Annotated in this window: 21 protein-coding genes and 1 pseudogene; 17 read left to right on the plus strand and 5 right to left on the minus strand. The window is 32.5% G+C overall.

Annotated elements, in window-relative coordinates; genetic code table 11:
• The first annotated feature begins 725 nt into the window (after positions 1-725).
• The gene (gene hda / locus GYM76_RS00005) at positions 726-1,409 is read left to right on the plus strand and encodes a DnaA inactivator Hda (protein ID WP_065561886.1); all 684 of its coding nucleotides are present in this window, start codon (positions 726-728) and stop codon (positions 1,407-1,409) included.
• Position 1,410: 1 nt separating this feature from the next.
• A complete protein-coding gene (locus GYM76_RS00010) occupies positions 1,411-2,190 on the plus strand; it encodes a Cof-type HAD-IIB family hydrolase (protein ID WP_220225486.1) in 780 nt (259 codons plus the stop codon).
• A 63-nt stretch (positions 2,191-2,253) separates the two neighbouring features.
• Here the strand turns inward: GYM76_RS00010 and GYM76_RS00015 are convergent, their stop codons facing one another.
• Positions 2,254-3,759 carry an MFS transporter gene (locus GYM76_RS00015; protein WP_065561888.1) on the minus strand — a complete coding sequence of 502 codons (1,506 nt, stop codon included), beginning with the start codon at positions 3,757-3,759 and terminating at the stop codon, positions 2,254-2,256.
• A 302-nt stretch (positions 3,760-4,061) separates the two neighbouring features.
• Here GYM76_RS00015 and GYM76_RS00020 point away from each other — a divergent pair, with 302 nt between their 5' ends.
• The 4 genes from GYM76_RS00020 to GYM76_RS00035 are packed head-to-tail and all read left to right on the plus strand — an operon-like array spanning position 4,062 to position 10,681.
• Complete coding sequence (locus GYM76_RS00020) at positions 4,062-5,624, plus strand: oligogalacturonate-specific porin KdgM family protein (protein WP_220225487.1); 1,563 nt, start codon at positions 4,062-4,064, stop codon at positions 5,622-5,624.
• 36 nt (positions 5,625-5,660) lie between these two features.
• Complete coding sequence (locus tag GYM76_RS00025; protein ID WP_220225488.1) at positions 5,661-7,217, plus strand: SGNH/GDSL hydrolase family protein; 1,557 nt, start codon at positions 5,661-5,663, stop codon at positions 7,215-7,217.
• Positions 7,218-7,235: 18 nt separating this feature from the next.
• On the plus strand, positions 7,236-8,402 hold the full coding sequence (locus tag GYM76_RS00030; protein WP_065735265.1) for a polysaccharide lyase family 1 protein: 1,167 nt from the start codon (positions 7,236-7,238) through the stop codon (positions 8,400-8,402).
• A gap of 35 nt (positions 8,403-8,437) precedes the next feature.
• Positions 8,438-10,681: a hypothetical protein gene (locus GYM76_RS00035; protein ID WP_220225489.1), complete on the plus strand. Its 2,244-nt coding sequence runs from the start codon at positions 8,438-8,440 to the stop codon at positions 10,679-10,681.
• A 223-nt stretch (positions 10,682-10,904) separates the two neighbouring features.
• On the opposite strand, the gene GYM76_RS00040 is transcribed toward GYM76_RS00035, so the two are convergent.
• Positions 10,905-11,540 carry an RpiB/LacA/LacB family sugar-phosphate isomerase gene (locus tag GYM76_RS00040; RefSeq protein WP_065735267.1) on the minus strand — a complete coding sequence of 212 codons (636 nt, stop codon included), beginning with the start codon at positions 11,538-11,540 and terminating at the stop codon, positions 10,905-10,907.
• A gap of 232 nt (positions 11,541-11,772) precedes the next feature.
• Here GYM76_RS00040 and GYM76_RS00045 point away from each other — a divergent pair, with 232 nt between their 5' ends.
• The 4 genes from GYM76_RS00045 (at position 11,773) to kdgR (ending at position 15,110) form a co-directional block, all read left to right on the plus strand.
• Positions 11,773-12,945, plus strand: coding sequence for an oligogalacturonate lyase family protein (locus tag GYM76_RS00045; protein WP_065561894.1), 1,173 nt, complete (start codon positions 11,773-11,775; stop codon positions 12,943-12,945).
• 47 nt (positions 12,946-12,992) lie between these two features.
• Positions 12,993-13,787 (plus strand): gluconate 5-dehydrogenase, encoded by a 795-nt coding sequence (locus GYM76_RS00050; protein ID WP_065735277.1) that lies wholly within the window; start codon positions 12,993-12,995, stop codon positions 13,785-13,787.
• Between the two features lie 96 nt (positions 13,788-13,883).
• Positions 13,884-14,204, plus strand: coding sequence for a cupin domain-containing protein (locus tag GYM76_RS00055; RefSeq protein WP_065561895.1), 321 nt, complete (start codon positions 13,884-13,886; stop codon positions 14,202-14,204).
• A 111-nt stretch (positions 14,205-14,315) separates the two neighbouring features.
• Positions 14,316-15,110 carry a DNA-binding transcriptional regulator KdgR gene (gene kdgR, locus GYM76_RS00060; protein WP_220225490.1) on the plus strand — a complete coding sequence of 265 codons (795 nt, stop codon included), beginning with the start codon at positions 14,316-14,318 and terminating at the stop codon, positions 15,108-15,110.
• A 6-nt stretch (positions 15,111-15,116) separates the two neighbouring features.
• On the opposite strand, the gene GYM76_RS00065 is transcribed toward kdgR, so the two are convergent.
• The 3 genes from GYM76_RS00065 to tusB all read right to left on the minus strand — a co-directional run bounded on the left by GYM76_RS00065 (position 15,117) and on the right by tusB (position 17,195).
• Positions 15,117-16,223: an anhydro-N-acetylmuramic acid kinase gene (locus GYM76_RS00065; RefSeq protein WP_220225491.1), complete on the minus strand. Its 1,107-nt coding sequence runs from the start codon at positions 16,221-16,223 to the stop codon at positions 15,117-15,119.
• A gap of 4 nt (positions 16,224-16,227) precedes the next feature.
• On the minus strand, positions 16,228-16,791 hold the full coding sequence (locus GYM76_RS00070) for a Sua5/YciO/YrdC/YwlC family protein (RefSeq protein WP_065561898.1): 564 nt from the start codon (positions 16,789-16,791) through the stop codon (positions 16,228-16,230).
• 122 nt (positions 16,792-16,913) lie between these two features.
• On the minus strand, positions 16,914-17,195 hold the full coding sequence (tusB, locus tag GYM76_RS00075) for a sulfurtransferase complex subunit TusB (protein ID WP_220225492.1): 282 nt from the start codon (positions 17,193-17,195) through the stop codon (positions 16,914-16,916).
• Positions 17,196-17,324: 129 nt separating this feature from the next.
• On the opposite strand from tusB, the gene tsaE reads away from it, so the two are divergent.
• The 7 genes and pseudogenes from tsaE to hflK all read left to right on the plus strand — a co-directional run bounded on the left by tsaE (position 17,325) and on the right by hflK (position 24,463).
• The gene (gene tsaE, locus GYM76_RS00080; protein ID WP_220225493.1) at positions 17,325-17,792 is read left to right on the plus strand and encodes a tRNA (adenosine(37)-N6)-threonylcarbamoyltransferase complex ATPase subunit type 1 TsaE; all 468 of its coding nucleotides are present in this window, start codon (positions 17,325-17,327) and stop codon (positions 17,790-17,792) included.
• Between the two features lie 68 nt (positions 17,793-17,860).
• A pseudogene (locus tag GYM76_RS00085) lies at positions 17,861-18,553 on the plus strand (N-acetylmuramoyl-L-alanine amidase); the annotation flags it as partial.
• A gap of 20 nt (positions 18,554-18,573) precedes the next feature.
• A complete protein-coding gene (mutL, locus tag GYM76_RS00090) occupies positions 18,574-20,427 on the plus strand; it encodes a DNA mismatch repair endonuclease MutL (protein ID WP_220225495.1) in 1,854 nt (617 codons plus the stop codon).
• Positions 20,424-21,335: a tRNA (adenosine(37)-N6)-dimethylallyltransferase MiaA gene (gene miaA, locus GYM76_RS00095; RefSeq protein ID WP_220225496.1), complete on the plus strand. Its 912-nt coding sequence runs from the start codon at positions 20,424-20,426 to the stop codon at positions 21,333-21,335. The genes mutL and miaA overlap by 4 nt, the downstream gene beginning before the upstream one ends.
• A 312-nt stretch (positions 21,336-21,647) precedes the next feature.
• Positions 21,648-21,893, plus strand: coding sequence for an RNA chaperone Hfq (hfq, locus tag GYM76_RS00100; protein WP_065561904.1), 246 nt, complete (start codon positions 21,648-21,650; stop codon positions 21,891-21,893).
• Between the two features lie 21 nt (positions 21,894-21,914).
• Entirely contained in the window at positions 21,915-23,210 is a 1,296-nt protein-coding gene (gene hflX / locus GYM76_RS00105; protein WP_220225497.1) for a ribosome rescue GTPase HflX, read from the plus strand.
• 23 nt (positions 23,211-23,233) lie between these two features.
• Positions 23,234-24,463, plus strand: a complete 1,230-nt coding sequence (hflK, locus tag GYM76_RS00110) for an FtsH protease activity modulator HflK (protein ID WP_220225498.1) — start codon at positions 23,234-23,236, stop codon at positions 24,461-24,463.
• The last annotated feature ends 2 nt before the right edge of the window (positions 24,464-24,465 follow it).

Genomic DNA, 24,465 nt, shown 5'->3' on the forward strand with positions numbered 1-24,465 from the left:
CAACCTTTTTTCCTTTTAAGGTTATTAATATGATTATAACAGCTTATATAGTGGGTTTATCACAGAGTTATCCACAAAAAATAAATTTGTTTGCTTAAATTTTATCTTTTATTGTCTATAATTTAATCTTAATTATTTAGATCATTTTGGTTAAAAAAGTTATACATCTTAAATATTATGATCAATAAAAATGTAATTATGAGTTTTAATGATCATTATAAAGTTCGAAATATGATCTTTGATCATACTTAGCGACATTTATTTTATTAATTTAAATTTTAAAAATAACTAAGAATAGGGTAATTAATTATCATTTTATTAATTTTTTAAAATACCTGAAAAAGAGATTTTTCTAAAAGATATTGGTGTTTTTAGTAGAAAGCTAATGTAACTAATGTTTAAAAGTAGGATTATAAATATTTGTTTCTTTTAATTCGGAAGTGCTGTGAGGTGGCAGTACCATCATCACTTAAAATAATAGTACTTATTAAAAGCTATTTAGGAAAAGGTTAAAATGTTTTTTTAAGTGTTAGATAATAATAAAATGGGTTAATTTCTATATCTAAATGAATTTTTAATTAGGTTATTATTTAGTTTTTTAGAATTGATATATTAATTTTTGATAGTTACTTTCGTTAACTTATTTGTTTGCTGTAAAAGTGATTGATTTTTGTAAAAGCAAATTTATACTTAGTAAGATTATATTTTTATTGTGAGGTTATTTTATTACTCTTTCACAGTTGCCTTTACCTTTTATATTACCTAATAACGAAACATTTGATAGTTTTTATGTAGGTAATAATCAATTATTGTTTGAATCTTTGCAAACCTTACTTGATAAGGAAGGCTTCAACGTCTTTTATATATGGTCAGCAAGTGCCGCTGGTCGTACTCATCTATTACATGCTTCATGTCAAAATAAGTTAGCAAGCTATATTCCTTTAAAACAGCATGTTCTACTTGTACCTGAGATTTTACAAGGTTTAGATAATTATGATTTGGTTTGTTTAGATGATATTGATGCGATAGCAGGTCATCGTGATTGGGAAGAAGCAATATTTGATCTTTTTAATCGTTTAACCGAAAAAAACGTTAGTAAATTATTGATAACTGCCAGTGCCCCTCCAAAACAAGTTCCTTTTATACTACCTGATTTGGTATCAAGGTTAACGTGGGGGCAAGTTTATCAGTTAAAAGAGTTAAGTGATGAGGATAAATTAAAAGCTTTACAACTTAGGGCTAAGCTAAGTGGATTTGAGCTATCAACGGAAGTTGGATTATTTTTGTTAAAACGTGTTAATCGCGATATGCGAACTTTATTTTCTCTAATGGAAGAGTTTGAAGTAGCTACGTTAGCTCAACAACGCAAATTAACCATTCCTTTTATTAAACATATTTTGGATTTATGAAATGAAAAAGAAACCTGAAGCTATTGTTTTTTTCGATTTAGATGGAACCTTATTTAATAAAGATATAGATGTGTTACCTAGTTCTTATGATGCAATTAGAAAACTAAAACAAAATAATATTGTACCAATAATTGCAACTGGTAGAACACCACCTGAAGCGGTTGATTTGATGAGGGATACTGGTATAGATTCAATTATTGGTATGAATGGCCAAGTAGTTATTTATGAAAAAGAGGTCGTTTTCACAAACAATATTGATAAAAATCTCATTACTCGATTATATGAATATTCAAGAGAAAAGATGAATATTCCATTATCTTTCTATAGCTATAAGACTATGCGAGTGAGTGAAAACAGTCTTCCAGCTCAAAAATTCTATACTTCTTTAAAACAACAAGTACCTCCTGTTGATGATCAAATTTACTTAAAAGAACCGATTCAAATGTTATTACTGCTTTGTGAACAAAGCGAATCACCTTATAGAGAAGTTTTTCCTGAATTGACGTTTATCCGTAATACACATTATTGTGTTGATGTTTTTAATCATGGCGGTTCTAAAGGTAATGGCATTAAAGAATTATTAAAAACTAAAGGTTTTAATGACGTGCCTACTTATGCCTTTGGTGATGGTATGAATGATTTTGAAATGTTCCTAACCGTTGACCATCCTGTAGCAATGAGCAATGCGGTTGATCAGCTAAAAGAAAAAGCTGAATATGTCACTGATACCAATAATAATGATGGCATAGCGAAGGCATTGAAAAAGTTTGGATTAATTTAAGATAAAAAAAATCATCTAATTGTTTAGATTAGATGATTTTAAGTTTAATTATATTACTTTTGTTTAGTGGTGTTGTTTAAAGCCTACATTATTATTACCAAAACAGTTGTCATACTCAAAGCCTGTTAACTCTTTAACTAAACTTCTTATTTCTGGTGTTGCATCTTGTTTTTTGCCACCATTTTTTAATCTATCAAGTTCTTGAATAATAAGTGCATGAGTCGATTTATCTAATTTCATACGATATGTGAAGAAGATACCTAATAGTGCCATTCCACACACACCGAAGATTAATACTAAGTTAATTGCAGTAACGGCACTCTCTGGTTGAACAGCATCTACGCCAGACACAAAACCAGAATATTTCAATACAATACCTAAGACAAAGACGATAGTTGCACGCATTAATTTACCGGCCATGGTCATAGCACCAGCATAAATACCTTCGCGACGTCTTCCTGTTAGTACTTCATCGATATCTGCTAAAAATGTGTATACACTCCAAGGAATATAATAAACACCACCCGTTCCTAATCCAAACCAAATAGTAATACCAATTACAATCCATGTAACATGAGGCATATTAAAGTAGTAGACACCGATATAGCCGATTACCGAAGATATTACTATCAATATTGCAATAACAAATGGTCTTTTGAATCCACGTTTTACACACCAAGCCATGAAAAAGGCAGTTGAGATTAATTGGCAAATACTACTTAAACTGTTCATCTGTGAAACGAAGGTTTTTGGTTGGCCTAAGTTAAATACTACGAAATAAGTAAATGTTGCCGCAAATAACCATTCAGCACCAAAGCCAAATAGATACATACCTAAATGGTTTCTAAAAGTTTTTAAACGGAAAGTTGAAAAAACATCTGAAAATAATTTAACAATACTTTCCCAAAGGCCAGAAGTTGTTTCATCTTCAATTTCATCAACTGATTTTTCCCAGCTATTAAAATAAAGTAAAATTAGTGCTATCGCCATAATAGATGCATAAGTAATACCTGTTAATAAGAATGGTAGTGGAGAGTCTTTACCATCAAATAGATAGAAAAATACACCAGGAATAGCTGCAGCTAAGAAGTTTGCTACTTTACCAAACATCGCTTTGGAACCTGCTAGGTAAGTTCTTTGATCGAAGTTTTTAGTCATCTCTACCGGTAAAGTATTATATGGAATCATAATCATGGTATAGATGAATTCAAATAAAATATAAGTAGTTAAGTAGTACCAGAAATTCATCCCATCTACCCAAAGTAATGGGTAAATAATCATACATGGAATAGCAAATAGGATGAAGAATCGACGGCGACCAAATCGACGTCCAAGTTTTGTATGGTTAAAGTTATCAGTAATAAAACCCATTAGTGGATTTAAAATTACATCTAAATAGGTAGCTATAGAAAAAATTAACGTTGCTTGAAATGCCGAAAGTCCACAAAATGTTGTATAAAAGTATAGTAACCAAGCGGCACTAATTGCTAGAGCACCACTTCCTATCAAATTACCACTACCATACGAAAATCGAGTGAGTGTGGTTATTTTTTTCTGATTATCAGCCATAAATCTATTTCCTTTAATAATTATGAAATACTGTTTTAAAATTATTATTGAAATAATACTAAATTTATACAAATTAATTTTAATTTTTTTTTAGAAATGTGACGTTGGTAACAAATTATTTTGATTTTTAAGGTATATATATTAATATTATTTTAAATAAAAATTAAATATATCATATAGTTATTGTTTTTTTTGAATTGTTTTCTGAAACTGTGATCTTATTAACAGAAAAAATTAATAAAATAATAAAAAATATAAAACAGTATTTCAAAAAATAAATTTAAAAATTTAGGAAAACAATAATGAGTCAATTTAAATTAAAAAAAATACCGCTTTTAATGTTTCTGTCTACCTTTCCTATTTATTCTTTTGCTGGTCAAACAACTTTTCAATATGAACATAACTGGAAATCTATGGATAGGATTCATGGGGATACAATTAAGTTAATCCATAAAACCGACGATAATTGGCAATATGAATTTAAATTTGGTGTTACTGAAGGTGGCGGGAACAAACGTGATGTTTTATATGATGATATGCAAGGTGGATCAGGTGGTGTCGTTATTCAAAAAACATTTACGCTTGATGATGGATGGGGATCGATTATTCCATCATTAGAATTAGGTTTTAGCAAGGATTCAACTCTTTATCAACCAGGATTGAAATATAGTTATAAAATTAATAGTGATTGGTCAACAAGTTTGCGCTATCGTTATGAATGGAAAAAAATATCTCATGCTGAACGTTATAAAAGAGCCAAAATAGCTGGCAAACAAGTTAAATATGTTGCTAGTAGTAATACAGGAAGGAATCGTTTAGATTGGGCATTAATGTATTCTGGTATAAAAGCATTTAATTTTGCCTATACCTTTAACTATTATATTGGTGATTATACTAACAATTCTTATAAAGCCTTGAAAAAAGGTTTTTCTAAAAATGAATATAAAGCTTATAACAATAAAAAAACTGATTATGAGCAAGAATTTAAAATTACCTATAATTATTCAAAATTGTTCCGTCCTTATTTTTCCATTTCTGATGTATCGAAAAATAAAACCACAAATACTCGACAAGCTAAGTTTAAAGTTGGTTTCAATTACGCATTCGGTCAATCAAATAGCAAAGATTCTAATTTCGCTTATAAAACCTATTTCAAATATGCGCATCATTATGGTTTAACTTCACATTACCATGGTGATAGTTTTGGTCTTTATACAGATTTTGATAAGAAAGGCTATGTTGGTCTAAGTGTAAATACCTATAACCAATTAAAAAATAGATTATTCTTTGATGATATTGTTTCTAGTCATTATCAAATTTATGGAGGTTACAATTTTTATTTAGCTGATAATTGGGTACTAACACCAAATATGGAAGTTAGATTCTATTCAGGTGGTGGTTATAAAGCTAAAAGTAAAGAAAACTTACCCCATTATCAGTTAGGTGATGTAAGTGATTCACAACGTCCAGGTGTTCGTTATTCTCCCGCTTTAAAATTGACTTGGTTACAAAGTGATGATCTATCTTTTTATGGCCAATATCGATTTGAATATCGCAAAGTTTCAAGAAGTAAACGCGAAGATAGTGTTCAAGGTTATGTCGATAATCGAGCGCGCAATCGTTTTGATATAGGTACTGATATTAATCTAACTCCTGATTGGAACATTGGCTATCGCTTCTCATACTTAAAAGGGAACTATGTATTACACAATGATAAAAAGCATGATTATCAACAAGAACTGGATATAAATTGGCAAGCAACCAAAGTTTGGCAAGTTAACTTTGCTGCAGAAGATGTGGCAAAAAGTGTTCATTCTGACGCAAGGGAAGCTAAGTTAGCACTAGGATTATCTTATTTGTTTTAATCGATAAAAGTGTTAAAAACAGTTAGTGGTGAAAAAATGATAAAGAAAATTTTTTTCGGATTTTTATTGGTTGTCACTTCAATCAATCAAGTATTGGCAAGTACTGTAATACAAGGTTATGTTTATGTTAATAAACCAGTTGTTTCATCGGTGATAGTCCGTGATGTGAATAATAAAATTTTAAAAACAGCGACTAATAGCGATGGGTTTTATCAACAAGATGTTTCTGAACTGACTCCACCACTAATTGTTTTTAGTAATGAAAACTCACTTGCCCGAAAAGCGGATGAAGGGCAAATGTGTAACGGTAATTGTTTGGTTTCATACGTTCATACCTTACAAAAAGATGAAAAAAATACTGTTAATATTAATCCATTAACTGATTTTTTAACTAGTGAACTAGCTAAACAAATCAATCTTCTAGGCCCAGAACAATTTACTGATAATCAATTATCTTTTTCAATAGATGATGCTGCATTAAGCCATGCTTATAAAAATTATCATTTGCTGTTTGATAAAGCATTACGCCAAGTAGGTATTATTGCTAATTCTTTTGATCCACTTACCACCGAAAATCCAGATATTAACAAGCTACTTAATGTAATGTACTTTAATCGTGGATACGATTCTTCTACTGGTAAAGTAAGTGGTACTGTATTGTTTGATATGCGTTTAAGACCCATTAGCCAAGATTCACCTTTTGATTATGATCAGGCAGTTAAGCAAAAAGAAAGAAATATAAATGCTAAGCAACGTATTTTTATTTTAGGTGATTCGACTGCGTCCAACTATGATAAAAAAGTTTATCCAAGAATGGGATGGGGCCAAGTTTTTGATCAGTTTATTGATGATAAGGCTGATACGGTTGTCATCAATGGCGCACAGTCAGGCCGTTCAAGCCGTAGTTTCAAAACTGAAGGATGGTTCGATTTACTGATCCCTTTAATGAAAAAAGGTGATTATATGATCATCGCTTTTGGACATAATGATGAAAAATGTAACGGTAACAATCCGAAACGAGGTAAAGTGGATGTTGCTAATTTATGCACTTATCCTAATGATGATAATAACCAAAAACAGTATCCATCAACGCAAGAAAATATGTCATTCCAATCCTCTTTAGAAGGTTATCTCGCTGTGGCAAAAGCGTTGGATATGACGCCAATTTTAATGACACCAGTCACCCGTTATAAAGATAAGAATAATAACATTGCTTATCAAAATACTAATCCTGTTAGTCATACGCATTATACCGCCAATAAACCAGGTTTTGCTTATTGGGGAGATTATTCGAATACGATTAAACATACGGCAAAAGTTAATCAAGTTGCTTTAATTGATTTGGAGTCATTTAGTATTGATTTTGCGAACCAACACAAAGATGACTGGCAGTCTTACTGGTTAGCTGTAGATCCTAATGATCCTAAATATCCTTATTATAAAAATCAAACTTCTGGCGTGATTAACAATCCTGATGCTACGCATTTTCAAGAAAAAGGCGCATTAGCTATCGCCAAAATTATTGCTAATGCCATAAACAACGATCCTTGGTTACAGCAAGGAATCACTTTCGATCAAACTCAGATTAACTAATAAAAAGGTATTTGTTAAATGAAAAAATTAATCATTGCGCTATTAGTTCCTTTGGCAATTAATTCATCTATTGCTGCATGTCATGCATTATCTCCGTCTCCTATCAAAATTAGAGAAGCTCGTGATGTTGCACCTAGAGACGGTTTTGGTGGTTATGATTTAGCGACAAATACGGGCACGATCGGTGGCGCTAAAGCAAATGAAAAAATGATCTTTATGGTGAATAACAAAAAAGATCTTTTAGATGCGATTGCGATCAATAAAAATCAGCCTCGTATTATTCAAGTCTCTGGGATTATAGATATTAGTGAAGGCAAACCTTATAAAGACTTTGATGATCAAAAATCTCGTTCGTTGATCAAAATTCCTAGTGATACCACATTAATTGGTGTTGGTAATAATGCTGGTTTTATCAATGGTTCACTTATGTTGTCTAAAGTAAATAATGTCATTATTCGAAATTTAAAAATTGAAGCACCAATTGATGTTGCGCCAAAATTTGAAGAGGGAGATGGATGGAATGCTGAATGGGATGGGATAAATATTATTACCTCAACTTATGTTTGGATTGATCATGTCACTCTAACTGATGGTAAATTTACCGATGATATGTACCAGGAAAAAGATGGCTGGAAATATGTACAACATGATGGTTTATTGGATATTAAGCGTGGTAGTGATTTCATTACTATCTCTTATTGTCTATTTGAAAACCATGATAAGACTATGTTAATTGGCCATAGTGATAAAAATGCTGATCAGGATGAGAATAAGTTAAATATCACGCTTCATCATAATGTTTTTTTAGACATCACTCAACGCGCACCAAGAGTAAGGTTTGGCAAAATCCACATGTATAACAACCTGTTTAAAGGATCGGTTAATAAATCTAAAACTGTATACCCATATCAATACTCTATTGGCTTAGGCTACAAAGGCAGCGTGCTTTCGGAAAATAATCAATTTATGATTGATGGTTTAAAAGATAACTGCAAAGTAGCTAAACAGTTTAAAGGCGATAACCTTCGGGATAATAATTCTCTATTTAATCAATCTAAGTTGAAATTATCATCATGTGGTTTTGTTGATAATTTGAATTGGTCTGTGCCTTATCAATATAGCGTGGATGATATTAAGCAATTTAGTAAAAACTATGGACGATTAGTCGGTAGTGGAAAGCTTTAGAATTATTGAAATAAACAAAAATGTTAGGACCCATAATGAAAAAAATATTAACTTCAATACTTTGTCTGTCTTCGCTTTATGTTAGCGCAGCTTCTGCACAAGAGTGGAAAGCGATAGCTTTTGGCCAATCGACTGACTTAAATTTTGCCTCACTTATCAAGCCTGAAAAAGTGGGAACTAATAATGCATGGATTGCTGGTCAAAAAGATTATTTAGTTCCAAATCAACCTTATCAATTACCGTCAGATTTCTATTTAGAGAGTCGTGGCGGTAAAATTGCTAACTCGCATGATGGAATGGTGGTTTTTTATACTCAATTACCCGTTAATCAAACTTTTACTTTAGAAAGTGATGTTACCTTAGAGCAAATAGGACCTGAAGTGGATGGAAAAACGCCTGCCGCTCAAGAAGCGGTGGGTTTATTTGCTCGTGATACTATTGGCGTAGCTAGAAGTGATCCTCAGCCGGCTGGTTATGAGGAGTTTCCAAATGCTTCAAATGTAATAATGAATGCATTGATTACTCAAAATCAAAAAAATGATAATTTAGTAAAAGTAACCGGCTTAGTACGTGATGGTGTAAAAAAAGCATGGGGTAATGAAGGCATATCAATTGAGAAAGTTGGTTATGTTGAAAATGTTAATTATGTTGATGTTAAAAGTATGCATTTAACAATGACCAGAACGGCAGATCAATTTATCTTATCGATGAAAAATAATGCGACTGGTGAAGAGAAACAGTGGGCAACCAATGATTATTCAGGATTCTTAAATCAACAAGATAACAAAAATATTTATGTCGGCTTTTTTGCTTCTAGAAACGCAAAAGTTGAGTTCAAAAATTCTAAATTAACCCTCAGTGATATAACGGTTGATTATGATAAATTACCCGCTAAACCTGAGGTAATTGTTGATGTTAAACCAACGTTAATTTTATCATCACCGAATGATGTATATAGTAAAAATTATACATTACAATTTTTCCCAAATACTTCAGGTACCGTATTTGTTAAAGAAATTAATAAAACGTTGAATGCGGAAGTTGGTAAGTTATTACAATTTCCAGCTCAGCTAAAAGATGGAACTAATACCTTTACTGTTGAGTTTACTGATAATGCTAAAAATAATACTCAAATTTTTACAATTAATCTAAATAAATCATCGATTGAAAATTTATCTAATATTATTGTTTCGCCAGAAGGTAAAAAGGATAATAAAGGTACCAAACAATCACCGGCTGATTTCGAAACGGCTGTTAATAGCGTTGAACCGGGCGGTGTTATTCATTTGATGGATGGTTATTATGACGGCATAACTCTTCCGGCTCAATTAAGTGGATTACCCGGTAAATTAAAAACCATACAAGCCATTAATAAGCATAAAGCGATTTTTACTAACACTACGTTTAATTTAGATAGCAACTATTGGGCTATTAAGCAGGTTATCTTTGATGGAAATATTGATGATAAAGATAATAAACCAGCTTATTTAAGAGTTTCGGGCAGTCATAATGTAATTGATCAAGTTATTACACGTAATAATAGTGATACAGGTTTGGCTATCTCAGCTAAAAAGAAAAATCAAAATCGAATTTATTGGCCATCTTATAACCTAATTCTTAACTCTGATTCTTATAATAATATGGATAAATCAGGTAAAAATGCTGATGGTTTTGCCGCTAAATTGGGTGTTGGTAAAGGGAATGTATTTAGAGGGTGTATTGCCCATAATAATACTGATGATGGTTTCGATCTTTATAACAAGATTGAAGATGGCCCAAATGATCCGGTATTAATTGATAGTTCTGTTACATATTCAAACGGTTTTCCTTTTTCAAAACCCAATATTGCTAAAGGAAGTATAGGTAATGGCTTTAAATTAGGAGCAGAAGGTCAACCGGTAAATCATAAAATTATCAATTCAATTTCCTTAAATAATAATATGGATGGCTTTACTGATAATTTTAATACTGGTTCTTATATCATGAAGAATAATCTTTCGATCAATAGTGCGAGGTATAATTATATTTTACGCGCTAATCCTTATGAATTTATAAAACCAGTGGTCATTTTTGAACACAACTATTCTATTCGTGATAGCTGGCAATCAGCGATAAAAGATTCATTTGGACCACAGATTAAAAGTAAAGATTTTAAATCTGTAACCAGCAATCAATTATGGAAAGGAAATAGTGACTTTAAAATCACTCGAGATAAAAACGGTAATATAGTGTTACCAAAAGAGCTAAAAACGCTAATCGAAAAAAATAAAGTTAAATAATTAAAATAATAAAGTGCTAGTCTAGTAAGATTTAGCACTTTTAATCTTTTCAATCAGCAATCTCATTCCTCCATTTTTAAATTAAATCGGTTTAATCATTTGTTAATGAAAAATACATTAGAATTTATTCTATTAAGTTAGAAACGATTAAAAATAGTGAATTGAGCCATTTCACCAGTTAAGTTGAAATGGCACAAAATTGAAGGATGTAGTAAACTCTAAATTAAGCTAGTAAGCTTTTGATGTAATTGGTTATTTCAGGATCTTGACTATTTTCAAATAAACATTTTTGGAAACGCTCACCTCTGATCGCATCTTTAAGTAATGATTGATCAATTGACTTCAATGCTTCAATTAAACTTTTTCCTGCTGCATTTTTCATATCATTTAAAATTACAGCATTAGCATTTTGAGATTCACGACGCTCAGGTGGATAACCTAATCCTTTTTCGCCATCAAATGCTTTTTCAAAAATATAACGAGCATTGAGTTCTGCACCCCAACCAAAGCCTTTAGCAAAAGCAAGTGATAACGCATTACCGTTATTTACTTGTGCAAATAAATAAGCATCAGTAGGTTCAATACAATAACCACAGTTAACACCTGGGAATGCATTTAACGCCATTAATGCGCCTTGCCCTGTACCACATCCCGTGATAACAAAATCAACGGCTTTACTGTTTAATAAAATAGCGCTAATAATACCTAAATGAACATAAGTTAATTTTTTATCATTGTCGCCATCCATGCCAACGTTAAAAACAGTATGTCCGTATTTCTCAGTTGCGTTTTTTAATTCATTTAAAATAATTGGATTTTTAGCAGCTTGGCTAAATTCGTTCATTAGTGCTATTTTCATGATTTTCCTCTATTTTGATAGAAATAATAACTAATTGCATATTAGTACATTTCGTTTTCATTATAATCCTACCCAAAAATATATCAATTTTTTTAACTAAAATAAAACGATGTTTTAATAAATTTATTGCAATGTGATGAAAGTCACAAAAACGTCTTAATTTTTATATTACTATATTTAATAAATGAAAGTCTTTTAAACATTTAATTATATTTATATTCAGGGAGTTCATATGGCTAAGGGGAATATCGTAAGGCTATCATATTCATCATTTACAGATGAAGATTCAAAAAATGAAATTATTCGGTTAACGCCAGAAGGTATTTTATGCCACCGTAATTATTTTTATCAAAAATGTTTTACCAATGATGGTCAAAAATTACTTTTTGCTGGTGAATTTGATACTCATCGTAACTATTATTTACTCGATATTGAAAAACAAACAGCAAAACAACTTACTGAAGGACCTGGCGATAATACTTTCGGCGGTTTTTTATCACCAGATGACAAATTTTTATACTATGTTAAAAATGAACGTAACTTACAACAAGTTAATCTTGAAACATTAGAAGAAAAAAATGTTTATACTGTTCCCGATGAATGGGTTGGTTACGGCACATGGGTTGCTAATAGTGATTGTAATGAAATTGTTGGAATTGAAATTGATAAAAAAGATTGGACGCCACTTACCGATTGGACAATATTTAAAGCATTTTATGATAAAAATCCACACTGCCGTTTAATCAAGATTGATATTGAAACCGGTGTAGCTAAAACAGTTATTGATCAGAATGTATGGTTAGGTCACCCAATTTTTAGACCTTTTGATGATAAAACTATCGCATTTTGCCATGAAGGTCCTCATGATTTAGTTGATGCAAGAATTTGGTTGGTTGATCGTGATGGTAAAAATGAAAGAAAAGCGCATGATAATTTACCTGGTGAAAGTTGCACTCATGAATTTTGGGTTCCAGATGGTTCTGGATTAGCTTATGTATCTTATATGAAAGGGCAACAAGAACGATATATTCGTCTTTATAATCCGGTAACTGATGAAGATAAAGAAATCATGGAGATGCCAGCTTGTTCGCACTTAATGAGTAATTTTGATGGCACACTTTATATTGGTGATGGAACAGGCAGTCCTGTAGATGTAATTGATACAAGTGGCTATAAAATTGAAAATGATCCATGGCTTTATATTTTAGCACCTAAAACAAAAACAGCTCATAAGTTGGTTAAGCATAATAGTACATGGCGAGTTTTAGATGGTGATCGTCAAGTTACTCACCCTCATCCATCATTTTCACCTGATAATAAATACGTTTTATATTCATGTGATGCACAAGATGAACCTGCACTTTATTTAACCAAAGTGCCAGCTAACATATTAGAAGAAATGTGATAGACCTTTTGTCTATCATAACTATAACGGAGAATATAATTATGTCGATTTTAAATAAATTTTCACTCAACAATAAAATAGCGCTGGTAACGGGCGCTTCTTATGGCATCGGTTTTGAGATAGCAAAATCATTAGCCGGTGCCGGAGCGAAAATCGTATTTAATGATGTCGTGCCTGAAAATTTACAAAAAGGACTTGATGCTTATAAAGCAGCTGGTATTGATGCCCATGGCTATCTATTTGATATTACGGATGAAGCTGCTGTTGAAAAATCGATTGCTCAAATTGAAAAAGAACATGGTGTGATTGATATTTTAGTCAACAATGCTGGTATTATTCAACGCAAATCAATGCTTGAAACAAGTGCGGCTGATTATCGTAAAATTATTGATATCGACTTAACAGGTCAATTTATTATGGCAAAAGCAGTCCTTCCTTCAATGATCAAAAAAGGAAGTGGCAAAATTATCAACATCTGTTCAATGATGAGTGAACTTGGTCGTGAAACGGTTGTTGGTTATGCATCGGCTAAAGGTGGTTTAAAAATGTTAACCAAAAATATCTGTTCTGAATTTGGTCATGCCAATATTCAATGTAACGGTATTGGTCCAGGTTATATTGCCACTCCTCAAACTGCGCCATTACGTGAAAAACAAGCAGATGGTTCTCGTCACCCATTTGATCAGTTCATTATTGCTAAAACACCGGCAGGGCGATGGGGGACTCCTGATGATTTAGCTGGTGCAGCCGTATTTTTAGCATCGGAAGCATCAAATTTTGTGAACGGCCATATTCTTTATGTTGATGGTGGTATTTTAGCTTATATCGGTAAACAACCTTAATAAAATAAGGTTAAAAATTAGATAATTTAAGAGATAATAAAATAAAAGGATGTTATTTATTATCTCTGTTTTTTTTATAAATTTAGGAGTAATGTCATGTTTTGTTTTAATTCAGATATTGAATTAATTGATTTAGGAAATGGGGTTAAACGTAAAATTTTAGCTCATGATGGTAATATGATGGCGGTTGAAGTTCATTTTGAAACTGGCGCAATTGGTGCGATGCATCATCATCCACATGAACAACTAACCTATGTTTTGTCTGGTGAATTTGAATTTACTATCGGTGATGAGACTAAGATTGTTCGTGCTGGTGATACATTATATAAAAAACCCAATATTGAACATGGTTGTGTTTGCAAACAAGCTGGCGTTTTGCTTGATATGTTTACTCCTCAAAGATTAGATTTTTTATAAAATAGCTAGTTCATTATTAATTATGATATACTTTCGATAATTTTGATTTGTTCTAGTTGATCACTTAATAATAGAATAATGACTAATTTTTAGTAAGGAGATGTGCTAATAATGAATGATAGCTCACCAGAATCGGTTGCTTCGGTTTTAAAAGTTTTCGGAATTTTAGAAGCTTTATCCGAATCTAAAGACATTGCTATATCAGAATTATCGCAAAAAGTAATGATGCCCAAAAGCACTGCCTACCGTTTTTTACAAACCATGAAATCATTAGGTTATGTTAATCAAGAAGAAGATTCAGATAAATATTCTCTTAATTTAAAATTACTTGATTTAGGCAACCGTGTACTTTATCACCAAAACTTTTTAGCTATTGCTGATTTAGAAATGAGAAAGCTAAGGGATAAAACTAAAGAAACGATCCACTTAGCTGTTCGTGAAGGTGACCAAATTATTTATATTAATAAAGTGGCATCAGAACAATATAGTCTTTGTTTAACTTCTAAAATTGGTAATCAAGCAACTGTACATGCCAGTGGTTTAGGTAAGGTTTTATTGGCTTGGTTAGATGATGAAAGCAAAAAAAGCTTAGTAAACGGCATTAATTTTGTTCGATACACACCTAAAACAATTACCAGTAAAGAGGCATTTTTTGCTGAACTTGATGAAGTTAAACGTTTAGGGTATGGCAAAGATGATGAAGAATCAGAGCTTGGTTTACGTTGTTTTGCTGTGCCAATTTATAATCGTTTAGGTAATATTATTGCAGCTTTAAGTTTATCAACCTCTATCTTTAGATGTAATACAGCAGAAGATGAAGCTAAACTTGTCGGTGAAATTAGCCAAGCTGCCGCTAAAATATCTGAATTAATTGGTTATAATAAGCAATCAAAATTATCAAATTAAAGGTTATTATTGATAAATAACTCCTAAGCTTACCGCTTGGTTTGCTCCAGTTACTTCTGGAATATTAGATGGAATATTATTCATCCTACAATATGCAAGCCAAGCGAAAGCAATCGCTTCCATATCGTCACTGTTTACCCCTTTCACATCTGTGGTCAAAACTTCCCATTTTGGTAATAATGCTGAAAATCGTTTCATTATCAGAGGATTTTTTGCCCCTCCGCCACAAACTAGCAATTGACAAGGTAAATGAGCATTTATTAATAATTTATTAATCTCATGAGCAACAGTGGTAGCAGTAAATTCAACGAGTGTTGCTTGAATATCTTGAGCGTTTAGATTGAAGTTACTGAGTTTTTGGTTAAGCCAAGTTAAGTTAAATAATTCTCTACCAGTACTTTTTGGGGCTGGTAGTTGAAAATAATTTTCATCACATAACGTATTTAATAAACTTTGATCAACTTTTCCTAATTTAGCCCATAAGCCGTCTTTATCATAGTTTTTCCCTAGATTTTTATTTATCCAACTATCAAGTAAAACATTGCCTGGCCCAGTGTCATAACCAATTACAGGTTGGCCTGGTATTAGAACGGAAATATTGCTAATACCACCAATATTTAAAACAACACAATTAATTGACGGATTTAAGAATATCGCTTTGTGAAAAGCCGGAACTAATGGTGCTCCTTGGCCACCATAAGCCATATCTTTACGACGAAAATCAGCAATTGTTGTAATGCCTGTTTTAGCAGCAATGATATTGGCATCACCAATTTGCATAGTAAAGGGATGTTGGCTATTAGGAGAATGATAAATAGTTTGCCCATGGCAACCAATGGCTTTAACTTGTTTTTTATCAATATGATTTTGCTTTATAAACTGATCAATGCTTATTGCGTAAAGCATACCAAGCTGGTGATCAAGCTCACCGAGCGCTTGTAATGTAGTTTGCTTACTATTACAAAGCGTTAATAATTGACTTTTAATTTCAGTTGGCATTGGGTAGCAATCACTAGCAATCGAAGTAATATTCCCATCAGTAATATCAACTAATGCAATATCAACACCATCCATACTGGTACCTGACATTACGCCAATGTATAAATTTTGCATAATATTATCCTTGTCGAATGATAGTACCAGTTTGGACATCCCGGATGATTGATGGTTGTGAACGCTCACCGGTTTTACCATCTAAAATTGGAAAAAATTGACCAAATTGGTTTGCAACTTCTATTGCTGTTTTACAAGATTGATGACCAGAAAGGTTGGCACTTGTCGAAACTAATGGCTTACCAAATAAATCACAAAGTTTACATACTAATGGATGATCAGTAACGCGAACGGCGATAGAATGATATTTTCCGCTCAAAAAATTTGGTGTATTAATATTTTTCGGAAAAACCCAAGTATTAGGACCGGGCCAACTATCAATAGCCATCTGTTTTTGAACTTGAGTCAAAGCCGATTGATCAATATAAGGGATCAGTTGTTCATAGTGACTCGCAATTAAAATTAAACCTTTTTCAACTGAACGTTGTTTTAATTTTAACAATTTAAAAACTGCTGATTCACAATCGGGATCACAACCTAAACCAAAAACAGCTTCAGTTGGATAAGCAACCACTTCACCTTTTTTTAATAATGAATTGATTTCTAAAAGACTTAATAAGTTTGCCATTAAATTTTGTATGTTTACCAACTATTGTTAAAAATTATATTAAACTGAGGTAAGCCTATTTGCAAATTGAAGATGGTAGCAGTGATATTAAGATAAATACCGGTTTAAGATAATTAGTCAAATTACTCCCAATTCATTTGTGGGAAATAGTTAACAGTTAAATCAACAACCTGCTGCATACTGATTATTTCTACTCTTGGATCTATTAGTGAAGCTAAATTACGAGCATTAATATCATTATCAAGCACAAAACAATTTTGGGTATTTTGTAAAATAGCCTTCAATATGGGATTATTTTGACAAGCTATAATTACGCCATTTTGCCAGAAAAGTACTGCATCTTGCGCTGAAATTAGCGTTGGATCAATTGTTGATTGGTTATTTGTTGTGATGGTATGTAGCATTTGTTACCCTTAAATTACCCTTCAAAAACCCCGTTCCTCAACTTTTTTTGATATAAATTAGAGTTAATTTTACTTGGTACATCTTTATTAGTATATAATAAGGACTATTTATTGAGCAAAGAATTCGTCATGAAACCTATTATTTTAGCCAATGAACAAGAAACAATTTTGTTTGGTCAACAATTGGCTGAGCAGTGTTTAAAATATTTGTCTAATCATGATAGTGCAATTGTTATCTATCTGATAGGCGATCTCGGTGCTGGTAAAACAACGTTTAGCCGTGGCTTTTTGCAGCAGCTCGGACATGTCGGAAATGTTAAAAGTCCGACTTATACTCTTGTTGAACCTTATCAATTTGATATGTTTTCAGTATATCACTTTGACTTATATCGATTAGCTGATCCAGAAGAGTTAGAGTTTATGGGGATTCGTGAATATTTTTCATCGAAATCAATTTGCTTAATTGAGTGGCCTATGCAGGCTGAAGGTATTTTACCTCCAGCCGATATTGAAATTCATTTGGCTTATTTGGCGTTTGAACGCACAGTTTGTTTGCAAGCAAACAGTGAAAAAGGGCAAGCTATTATTAACCAATAAAATTAGCGAAAAAAATGAAAAAAATACTCACTTTTTTTATATTATTACTGCTTTGTGGCTCAGTTTATGCTTCACAAGTCGTTATTGCTGTTGATGCTGGTCATGGTGGTAAGGATTCTGGTGCCGTTGGTAAAAATAAGTTATACGAAAAAAATGTCACCATTTCGATAGCAAAAAAATTAACTAATTTATTGAATAAAGATCCTAACTTCAAAGGCGTATTAACACGTAGCACGGACAATTTTATTTCTGTACCTCAACGTTCTGATATTGCCCGTAAAAGTAAAGCAAACTTATTAATTTCTATTCATGCAGATGCTGCACCTAATCGTAGCGCGTCTGGTGCATCAGTTTGGGTATTATCTACTAAACGCGCCGATACAGAATTGGGGCGCTGGCTTGAACAAGATGAAAAACAATCGCAATTATTAGGTGGTGCAGGTGACGCATTAAGTGATGATCATGACCAAAATTTAAGCCAAGCAGTATTAGATTTACAATTCTCTTATTCTCAGCGGGTTGGCTATGAATTAGCCACTCAGGTTTTAAAAGAGATGAAAGGTGTTATTAAATTGCATAAGAATAGGCCTGAACATGCAAGTTTAGGTGTATTGCGTTCACCTGATATCCCTTCAATATTAATTGAAGTTGGATTTATTACTAACGAAACTGAAGAAAGTTTGTTAGCAAGTAATGCCCACCAAGATAAAATTGCTAAATTGATTTATCAAGGTATAAAAAATTATGTCAAACAGAACCCTAAATTTGGAAAACAGCATTAATGGCTATTCATATATTATCACCTCAATTAGCTAACCAAATCGCTGCCGGAGAAGTGGTAGAACGACCAGTATCGGTGATCAAAGAGTTAGTTGAAAACAGTATTGATGCTGGTAGTACTCAAATTGATATTGATATTGAACAAGGTGGCAGTAAATTAATTCGTATTCGTGATAATGGTAATGGTATTGCTAAAGATGAATTGGCATTAGCTTTAGCTCGCCATGCAACCAGCAAAATTAATACGTTGGATGATTTAGATACCATAATGAGTTTGGGGTTTCGTGGTGAAGCGTTGGCAAGTATCAGTTCTGTTGCTCGGTTAACCTTAACTTCACGCACAGCTGATCAGTCTGAAGCATGGCAAGTTTATGCTGAAGGTCGTGAAATGAAACCAACAATTAAACCGGCTGCACATCCTGTTGGAACGACGGTTGAAGTTCTTGATCTGTTTTACAATACGCCTGCTAGACGTCGCTTTCTTAAAACTGATAAAACAGAATTTATGCATATTGAGGAGTTTGTTCGTCGAATTGCACTTGCTAGACCTGATATTACTTTTAATTTGCAGCACAATGGGAAACTCGTCAAACAGTATCGAGAATCACTTCTTGAAAAACGTGTTGAATTAGTTTGTGGACGTACATTTGTTCAAAAAGCGATAAAATTAGATTGGCAACATAATGATTTATTCATCCAAGGATGGGTAAGTAGCAGTGAAGTGAGTGAGTTGCAATATTTTTATGTTAATGGGCGAGTAATAAAAGATAAATTAATTAATCATGCTTTGCGTCAAGCTTATAGTAGCCGGACTAATGAACAACAGAGTTATGTCATTTTTTTACAGATCGACCCTAAACAAATTGATGTGAATGTTCATCCTGCTAAGCATGAAGTGCGTTTTCATGAAGCAAGATTGGTGCATGATTTTGTTTATCAAGCTATTGTCATGGCGCTTGAGTCAAACCAACAACTTGCCAATGACGGAAATGTGCTAATGATGCCGAATCGGCAAGCAGCTGGTGAGAATATTTTTAATAATAAAACTGAGAATAAAACTTATTCACCAACTAGCGCATTACCTAAAAAAGCTATTAATCATGTTAAAGAAAATAGACTATATGGGCAATTGGTTGATACTAAGTTAAAAGGAGCAATAGAAAAAACGCTCTTAAAATCTTTTGAATTATCGGATGATGATAGTTCTATAACTGCACCACAACAAGCGGTTATTGAGGGATTGTTTCCTAAACGAAATGTACCTTTGCAATCACTACATCAGCAAATTGATAGATCTTCACTAGTACAATTTGGTAAAGTATTAACGGTTATTCAACCAGATATAGCCTTAATTGAAAAATCAGAAAATAATCAACAAAAGTTCATGTTAATGAAGTTGTCGGTTGCTCAACAGAAAGTAAATTCAGTTAAATTATTATCTAACGAGTCAGAAAGATTACTCATTCCATTGACAATTTTGATTAATAAGAAAGAACAAAAAGTATTAAATGATTATCAAGAACAATTGAAGTTTTTAGGCTTTGATTTTTATATTGATAAAGCAAAATTGCATTTGCATAATGTGCCAAAAATGTTAAGAACTACAAATTGGCAAAAATTATTACCAACTTTAATTTCGTTTCTTTTATCATCCGGTAAGGATGTGCTTGATCCAACGCAAATTATAGCTTGGTTAGTTGAAAATTGTGGAGATGATTCTGTTGAAAATTGGAATGTAACTAAAGCTATCGAGTTGTTAGTACAATTAGAACAGATAGATATTAATTTATTACAACAAGATAGCTTTTTATATCCGATTGATCTTCAATCTTTTTCACAATCAATTTTATCATGAATAAACCAAAAATTATTTCGTTAATGGGGCCAACCGCATCGGGTAAAACTGCTTATGCCATGGCGCTTTACGACAAGTATCCTATAGATATTATTAGTGTTGATTCCGCACTTATTTATCGAGGTATGGATATTGGCAGTGCAAAACCAACTAAAGAAGAACAACTTAAATATCCACATAAACTTATTGATATTTGTGACCCTGCAGAAAGTTATTCTGCTGCTAACTTTAGGCATGATGCGATTGTAGAAATTGAAAAATCATTAAGTAATGGCCGAACGCCATTATTAGTTGGTGGAACAATGTTGTATTTTAAGGCGTTAATTGAAGGACTTTCTCCTCTTCCTGCGGCAAATAGTGATATTCGCGATCAAATTGAGGAAAAAGCAAATCGATTAGGTTGGCAAGCGATTCATGAGGAGTTAAAAAAAGTTGATCCTGTATCAGCTCAGCGAATCCATCCCAATGATCCACAACGCCTTAATCGAGCATTAGAGGTTTATCTTATTACTGGTAAAAGTTTAACTGAATTAACTAAAGAAAGTGGTGATGCATTACCTTATGATATTATGCAATTAGCTATCATGCCGGAAGATAGAGCAGAATTACATCAACGAATTGAACAACGCTTTTTACAAATGCTAGATCAAGGCTTTGAAGATGAAGTAAAAAAACTTATGCAGCGCCCCGATCTTCATTTAAATCTACCTTCTATACGTTGCGTAGGGTATCGTCAAATGTGGGAATATTTAAATGGCGATACTAGTTATGATGAAATGGTTTTTAAAGGAATTTGTGCTACTCGCCAATTAGCAAAAAGGCAAATTACATGGCTTAGAGGTTGGAAACAATCGATAACATGGTTAAATAATGATAATATAGATTCAGTTCTTAATCAGATTTTTTAAGTTACAAATAGTAGTAATAGTTTTTGGTATTTTTTCTATTGGTTATTATAATACGCTAAATTTTTTCATTTCTTAAAAAAATTTCTACTTTTCTTAACGATTATGGTTACTTGTTTGTATAAATTTCGTTAATATATTAAATTTTTAGTTATTTGTGCATAAATTACTGTTGATTAGTTTAAGAGCTGAGTTTTTTATGTTATTTTGATAAGCACTACATAAGTACTTTATATTGCAATCACCTAAATTATTATTTTTGATTGTAAACTTATTTTATCTTTATATTTTTATTTCATTTTAAAGGATAAACTCATGTCAAAAGGGCAGTCATTACAAGATCCTTATTTAAATTTGCTTCGTCGCGAGCATATTCCTGTATCTATTTATTTAGTTAACGGTATTAAATTACAAGGACAAATTGAATCATTTGATCAGTTTGTTATTTTATTAAAAAATACTGTTAGCCAAATGGTATATAAGCACGCTATCTCAACTGTGGTACCATCAAGACCAATTTCTGGATTGATATCACAACCTGAAGAGGACAGCGAAAGCTAATTAGTTGGGTGGAGAATGTGATTGTTTGAGCGATATAAAGGTGGTGAATCTGCCTTATTAGTCCATGTATTCTTCCCTCAAGAAAGCGATATCGAGGATTTAAAAGAGTTTGAAGTGCTTGTTTCTTCTGCTCAAATTGAAATTCTCGATATTGTGACAACCTCAAAAAAGTCCCCACAAGCTAAATATTTTATTGGTGAAGGAAAAGCATTAGAAATCGCCGATAAAGTAAAAGTACTTAATGCTTCAGTCATTTTAGTTAATCATACTTTAACACCGACCCAAGAACGCAATCTTGAGCAATTATGTGAATGTCGCGTAGTAGATAGAACTGGATTAATTCTCGATATTTTTGCTCAGCGCGCTAGAACACATGAAGGTAAATTACAAGTTGAATTAGCACAATTGCAATATTTATCTACTCGATTAGTTCGTGGTTGGACTCATTTAGAACGCCAAAAAGGTGGAATTGGCCTTCGTGGACCTGGTGAAACTCAGTTAGAAACTGATAGAAGATTAATTCGCCATCGTATTCAATTAATTTTATCAAGACTTGCTAAAGTTGAAAAACAGCGCAATCAAAATCGTCAATCTAGAAGTAAAGCAGATTTATCAACGGTATCATTAGTTGGTTATACAAATGCTGGTAAATCGACTCTCTTTAATGCATTAACTAATGCTGAAGTTTATGCTGCCGATCAATTGTTTGCAACGCTAGATCCGACTTTAAGACGCATTAATGTTGAAGATGTTGGAGAGGTTGTTTTAGCTGATACAGTCGGATTTATACGTCATTTACCGCATGATCTTATTGCTGCTTTTAAAGCAACTTTATTAGAAACACAGGAAGCATCACTACTATTACATGTTGTTGATGCAGCTGATCCTAATATATTAGATAATATTCATGCCGTTGATGAGGTATTACTGGAAATTGATGCACATGATATTCCTACTTTGTTAGTGATGAATAAAATTGATTTAATAGAAGGTAAGGAACCGAGTATTGATCGGGACGAAAATGGTGTACCAATTCGCGTTTGGATTTCAGCTCAAAATAGTTTAGGATTAGATCTTTTATTTACCGCATTAAAAGAGAGGCTCTCTGGGCAAATTCAAGTTTGCCAATTAAACTTACCTCCTTATTTAGCTAAACTTAGAAGTCGGCTATATAAATTAAATGCAGTGGAGAATGAAGTCATTGAAGATGATGGGAGTTTTCACCTAAATATAAGAATACCTTTAATTGAATGGAATCGCCTCTGTAAACAAGAGCCAGATCTGTTATACTTAATCAATACGCAAAATAACAACTAATTGTTAAATGGAGCATATAAAATATGGCGTGGAATCAGCCCGGCAATAACGGACAAGATAACGACCCATGGGGAAATAACAAAAAACCTTCCAATTCTTCGTCGGGAGGAATATTTGATCAAATTAAAGATCTCTTAAAAAGAGGTGGATCAAGTAATAATCGAAGTTCCTCAGATATTAACTTGAGTTCTTCTAAAATTATTATGTCGATGATTTTAGTGCTTGCTTTGATTTGGGGGGTAAGTGGTTTTTATACCATCAACCAAAACCAACGAGGTGTAATAACTCGTTTTGGACAAGTTCAACCTGAAATTATCCAACCTGGTTTAAATTGGAATCCAGCATTTATTGATACAGTTTATAAAGTAGATACCCAAGGAACTTATAACTTTAATGTTCAGGGTGATATTATAACGACTAGTTATAACGGTGAAAATCTAGTCTTTGTTGAAATGAATGTTCAATATCGAATTAGTGATCCTATCAAATATTTATTTAATGTAACTAATGTTGAAGATAGCTTACGTCAAGCAGCAGATAGTGCGCTTAGAACATCTATCGGGAGCTCTAATATTGATGCAATTATTTCAGATGGACGCTCAGTTCTAGAGAACAGTACAAAAGAAGAACTCATCAATGTTATTTCTCATTATGATATGGGTATTACTATTGTCGATCTTAACTTCCAAGTAGCGCGTCCTCCTGTCGAGGTGCAAGATGCTTATGCTGATGCTATTCGAGCTCAAAATGATAGTGAGCGGGAAATAAAAAAAGCTGAAGCATATAAAGTGCAGTTAATTCAGCAAGCGGAAGGTCGTTCTGCCACTATTTTAGAAGATGCAAATGCTTATAAAGTACAAGTTGAATTAGAAGCAGCTGGTGATGTTGCACGGTTTGAAAAATTATTACCACAATATAAAGCAGCGCCTGAAATTACTAAAGATCGTTTATATATTGAAACAATGGAAAAAGTATTAACTAAAACCCAAAAAGTGATTGTTAATGATAAGAGTGGTAACTTATTGGTATTGCCGTTAGAAAAATTAATGAAAAATAAAATTGAACCTGAATCAGCAAACTTATCAAATTTAAGTAGTGATGGCAATAACAACCCGCCAGCAGCTTCAGAAACAGTTGATAGTACTTCTCAAAATAACAATGAAGCACAAAACGCTACAACTGATAACACTCATAACACTGCAACTCAAAATAATAGTTCTATTAATCGAAGTAACCGAGCTATGGGTCGATAAGG

It is taken from the genome of Gilliamella sp. ESL0443, from assembly GCF_019469165.1.
Classification (GTDB): Bacteria; Pseudomonadota; Gammaproteobacteria; order Enterobacterales; family Orbaceae; genus Gilliamella; species Gilliamella apicola_E.

Excerpts from the sequence above, each read along its gene's own strand:
- GYM76_RS00010 (WP_220225486.1), top strand. The coding sequence starts at position 1,411 with ATGAAAAAGAAACCTGAAGCTATTGTTTTTTTCGATTTAGATGGAACC.
- GYM76_RS00015 (WP_065561888.1), bottom strand. The coding sequence starts at position 3,759 with ATGGCTGATAATCAGAAAAAAATAACCACACTCACTCGATTTTCGTAT.
- GYM76_RS00020 (WP_220225487.1), top strand. The coding sequence starts at position 4,062 with ATGAGTCAATTTAAATTAAAAAAAATACCGCTTTTAATGTTTCTGTCT.
- GYM76_RS00025 (WP_220225488.1), top strand. The coding sequence starts at position 5,661 with ATGATAAAGAAAATTTTTTTCGGATTTTTATTGGTTGTCACTTCAATC.
- GYM76_RS00030 (WP_065735265.1), top strand. The coding sequence starts at position 7,236 with ATGAAAAAATTAATCATTGCGCTATTAGTTCCTTTGGCAATTAATTCA.
- GYM76_RS00035 (WP_220225489.1), top strand. The coding sequence starts at position 8,438 with ATGAAAAAAATATTAACTTCAATACTTTGTCTGTCTTCGCTTTATGTT.
- GYM76_RS00040 (WP_065735267.1), bottom strand. The coding sequence starts at position 11,540 with ATGAAAATAGCACTAATGAACGAATTTAGCCAAGCTGCTAAAAATCCA.
- GYM76_RS00045 (WP_065561894.1), top strand. The coding sequence starts at position 11,773 with ATGGCTAAGGGGAATATCGTAAGGCTATCATATTCATCATTTACAGAT.
- GYM76_RS00055 (WP_065561895.1), top strand. The coding sequence starts at position 13,884 with ATGTTTTGTTTTAATTCAGATATTGAATTAATTGATTTAGGAAATGGG.
- kdgR (WP_220225490.1), top strand. The coding sequence starts at position 14,316 with ATGAATGATAGCTCACCAGAATCGGTTGCTTCGGTTTTAAAAGTTTTC.
- GYM76_RS00065 (WP_220225491.1), bottom strand. The coding sequence starts at position 16,223 with ATGCAAAATTTATACATTGGCGTAATGTCAGGTACCAGTATGGATGGT.
- GYM76_RS00070 (WP_065561898.1), bottom strand. The coding sequence starts at position 16,791 with ATGGCAAACTTATTAAGTCTTTTAGAAATCAATTCATTATTAAAAAAA.
- tusB (WP_220225492.1), bottom strand. The coding sequence starts at position 17,195 with ATGCTACATACCATCACAACAAATAACCAATCAACAATTGATCCAACG.
- tsaE (WP_220225493.1), top strand. The coding sequence starts at position 17,325 with ATGAAACCTATTATTTTAGCCAATGAACAAGAAACAATTTTGTTTGGT.
- mutL (WP_220225495.1), top strand. The coding sequence starts at position 18,574 with ATGGCTATTCATATATTATCACCTCAATTAGCTAACCAAATCGCTGCC.
- miaA (WP_220225496.1), top strand. The coding sequence starts at position 20,424 with ATGAATAAACCAAAAATTATTTCGTTAATGGGGCCAACCGCATCGGGT.
- hfq (WP_065561904.1), top strand. The coding sequence starts at position 21,648 with ATGTCAAAAGGGCAGTCATTACAAGATCCTTATTTAAATTTGCTTCGT.
- hflK (WP_220225498.1), top strand. The coding sequence starts at position 23,234 with ATGGCGTGGAATCAGCCCGGCAATAACGGACAAGATAACGACCCATGG.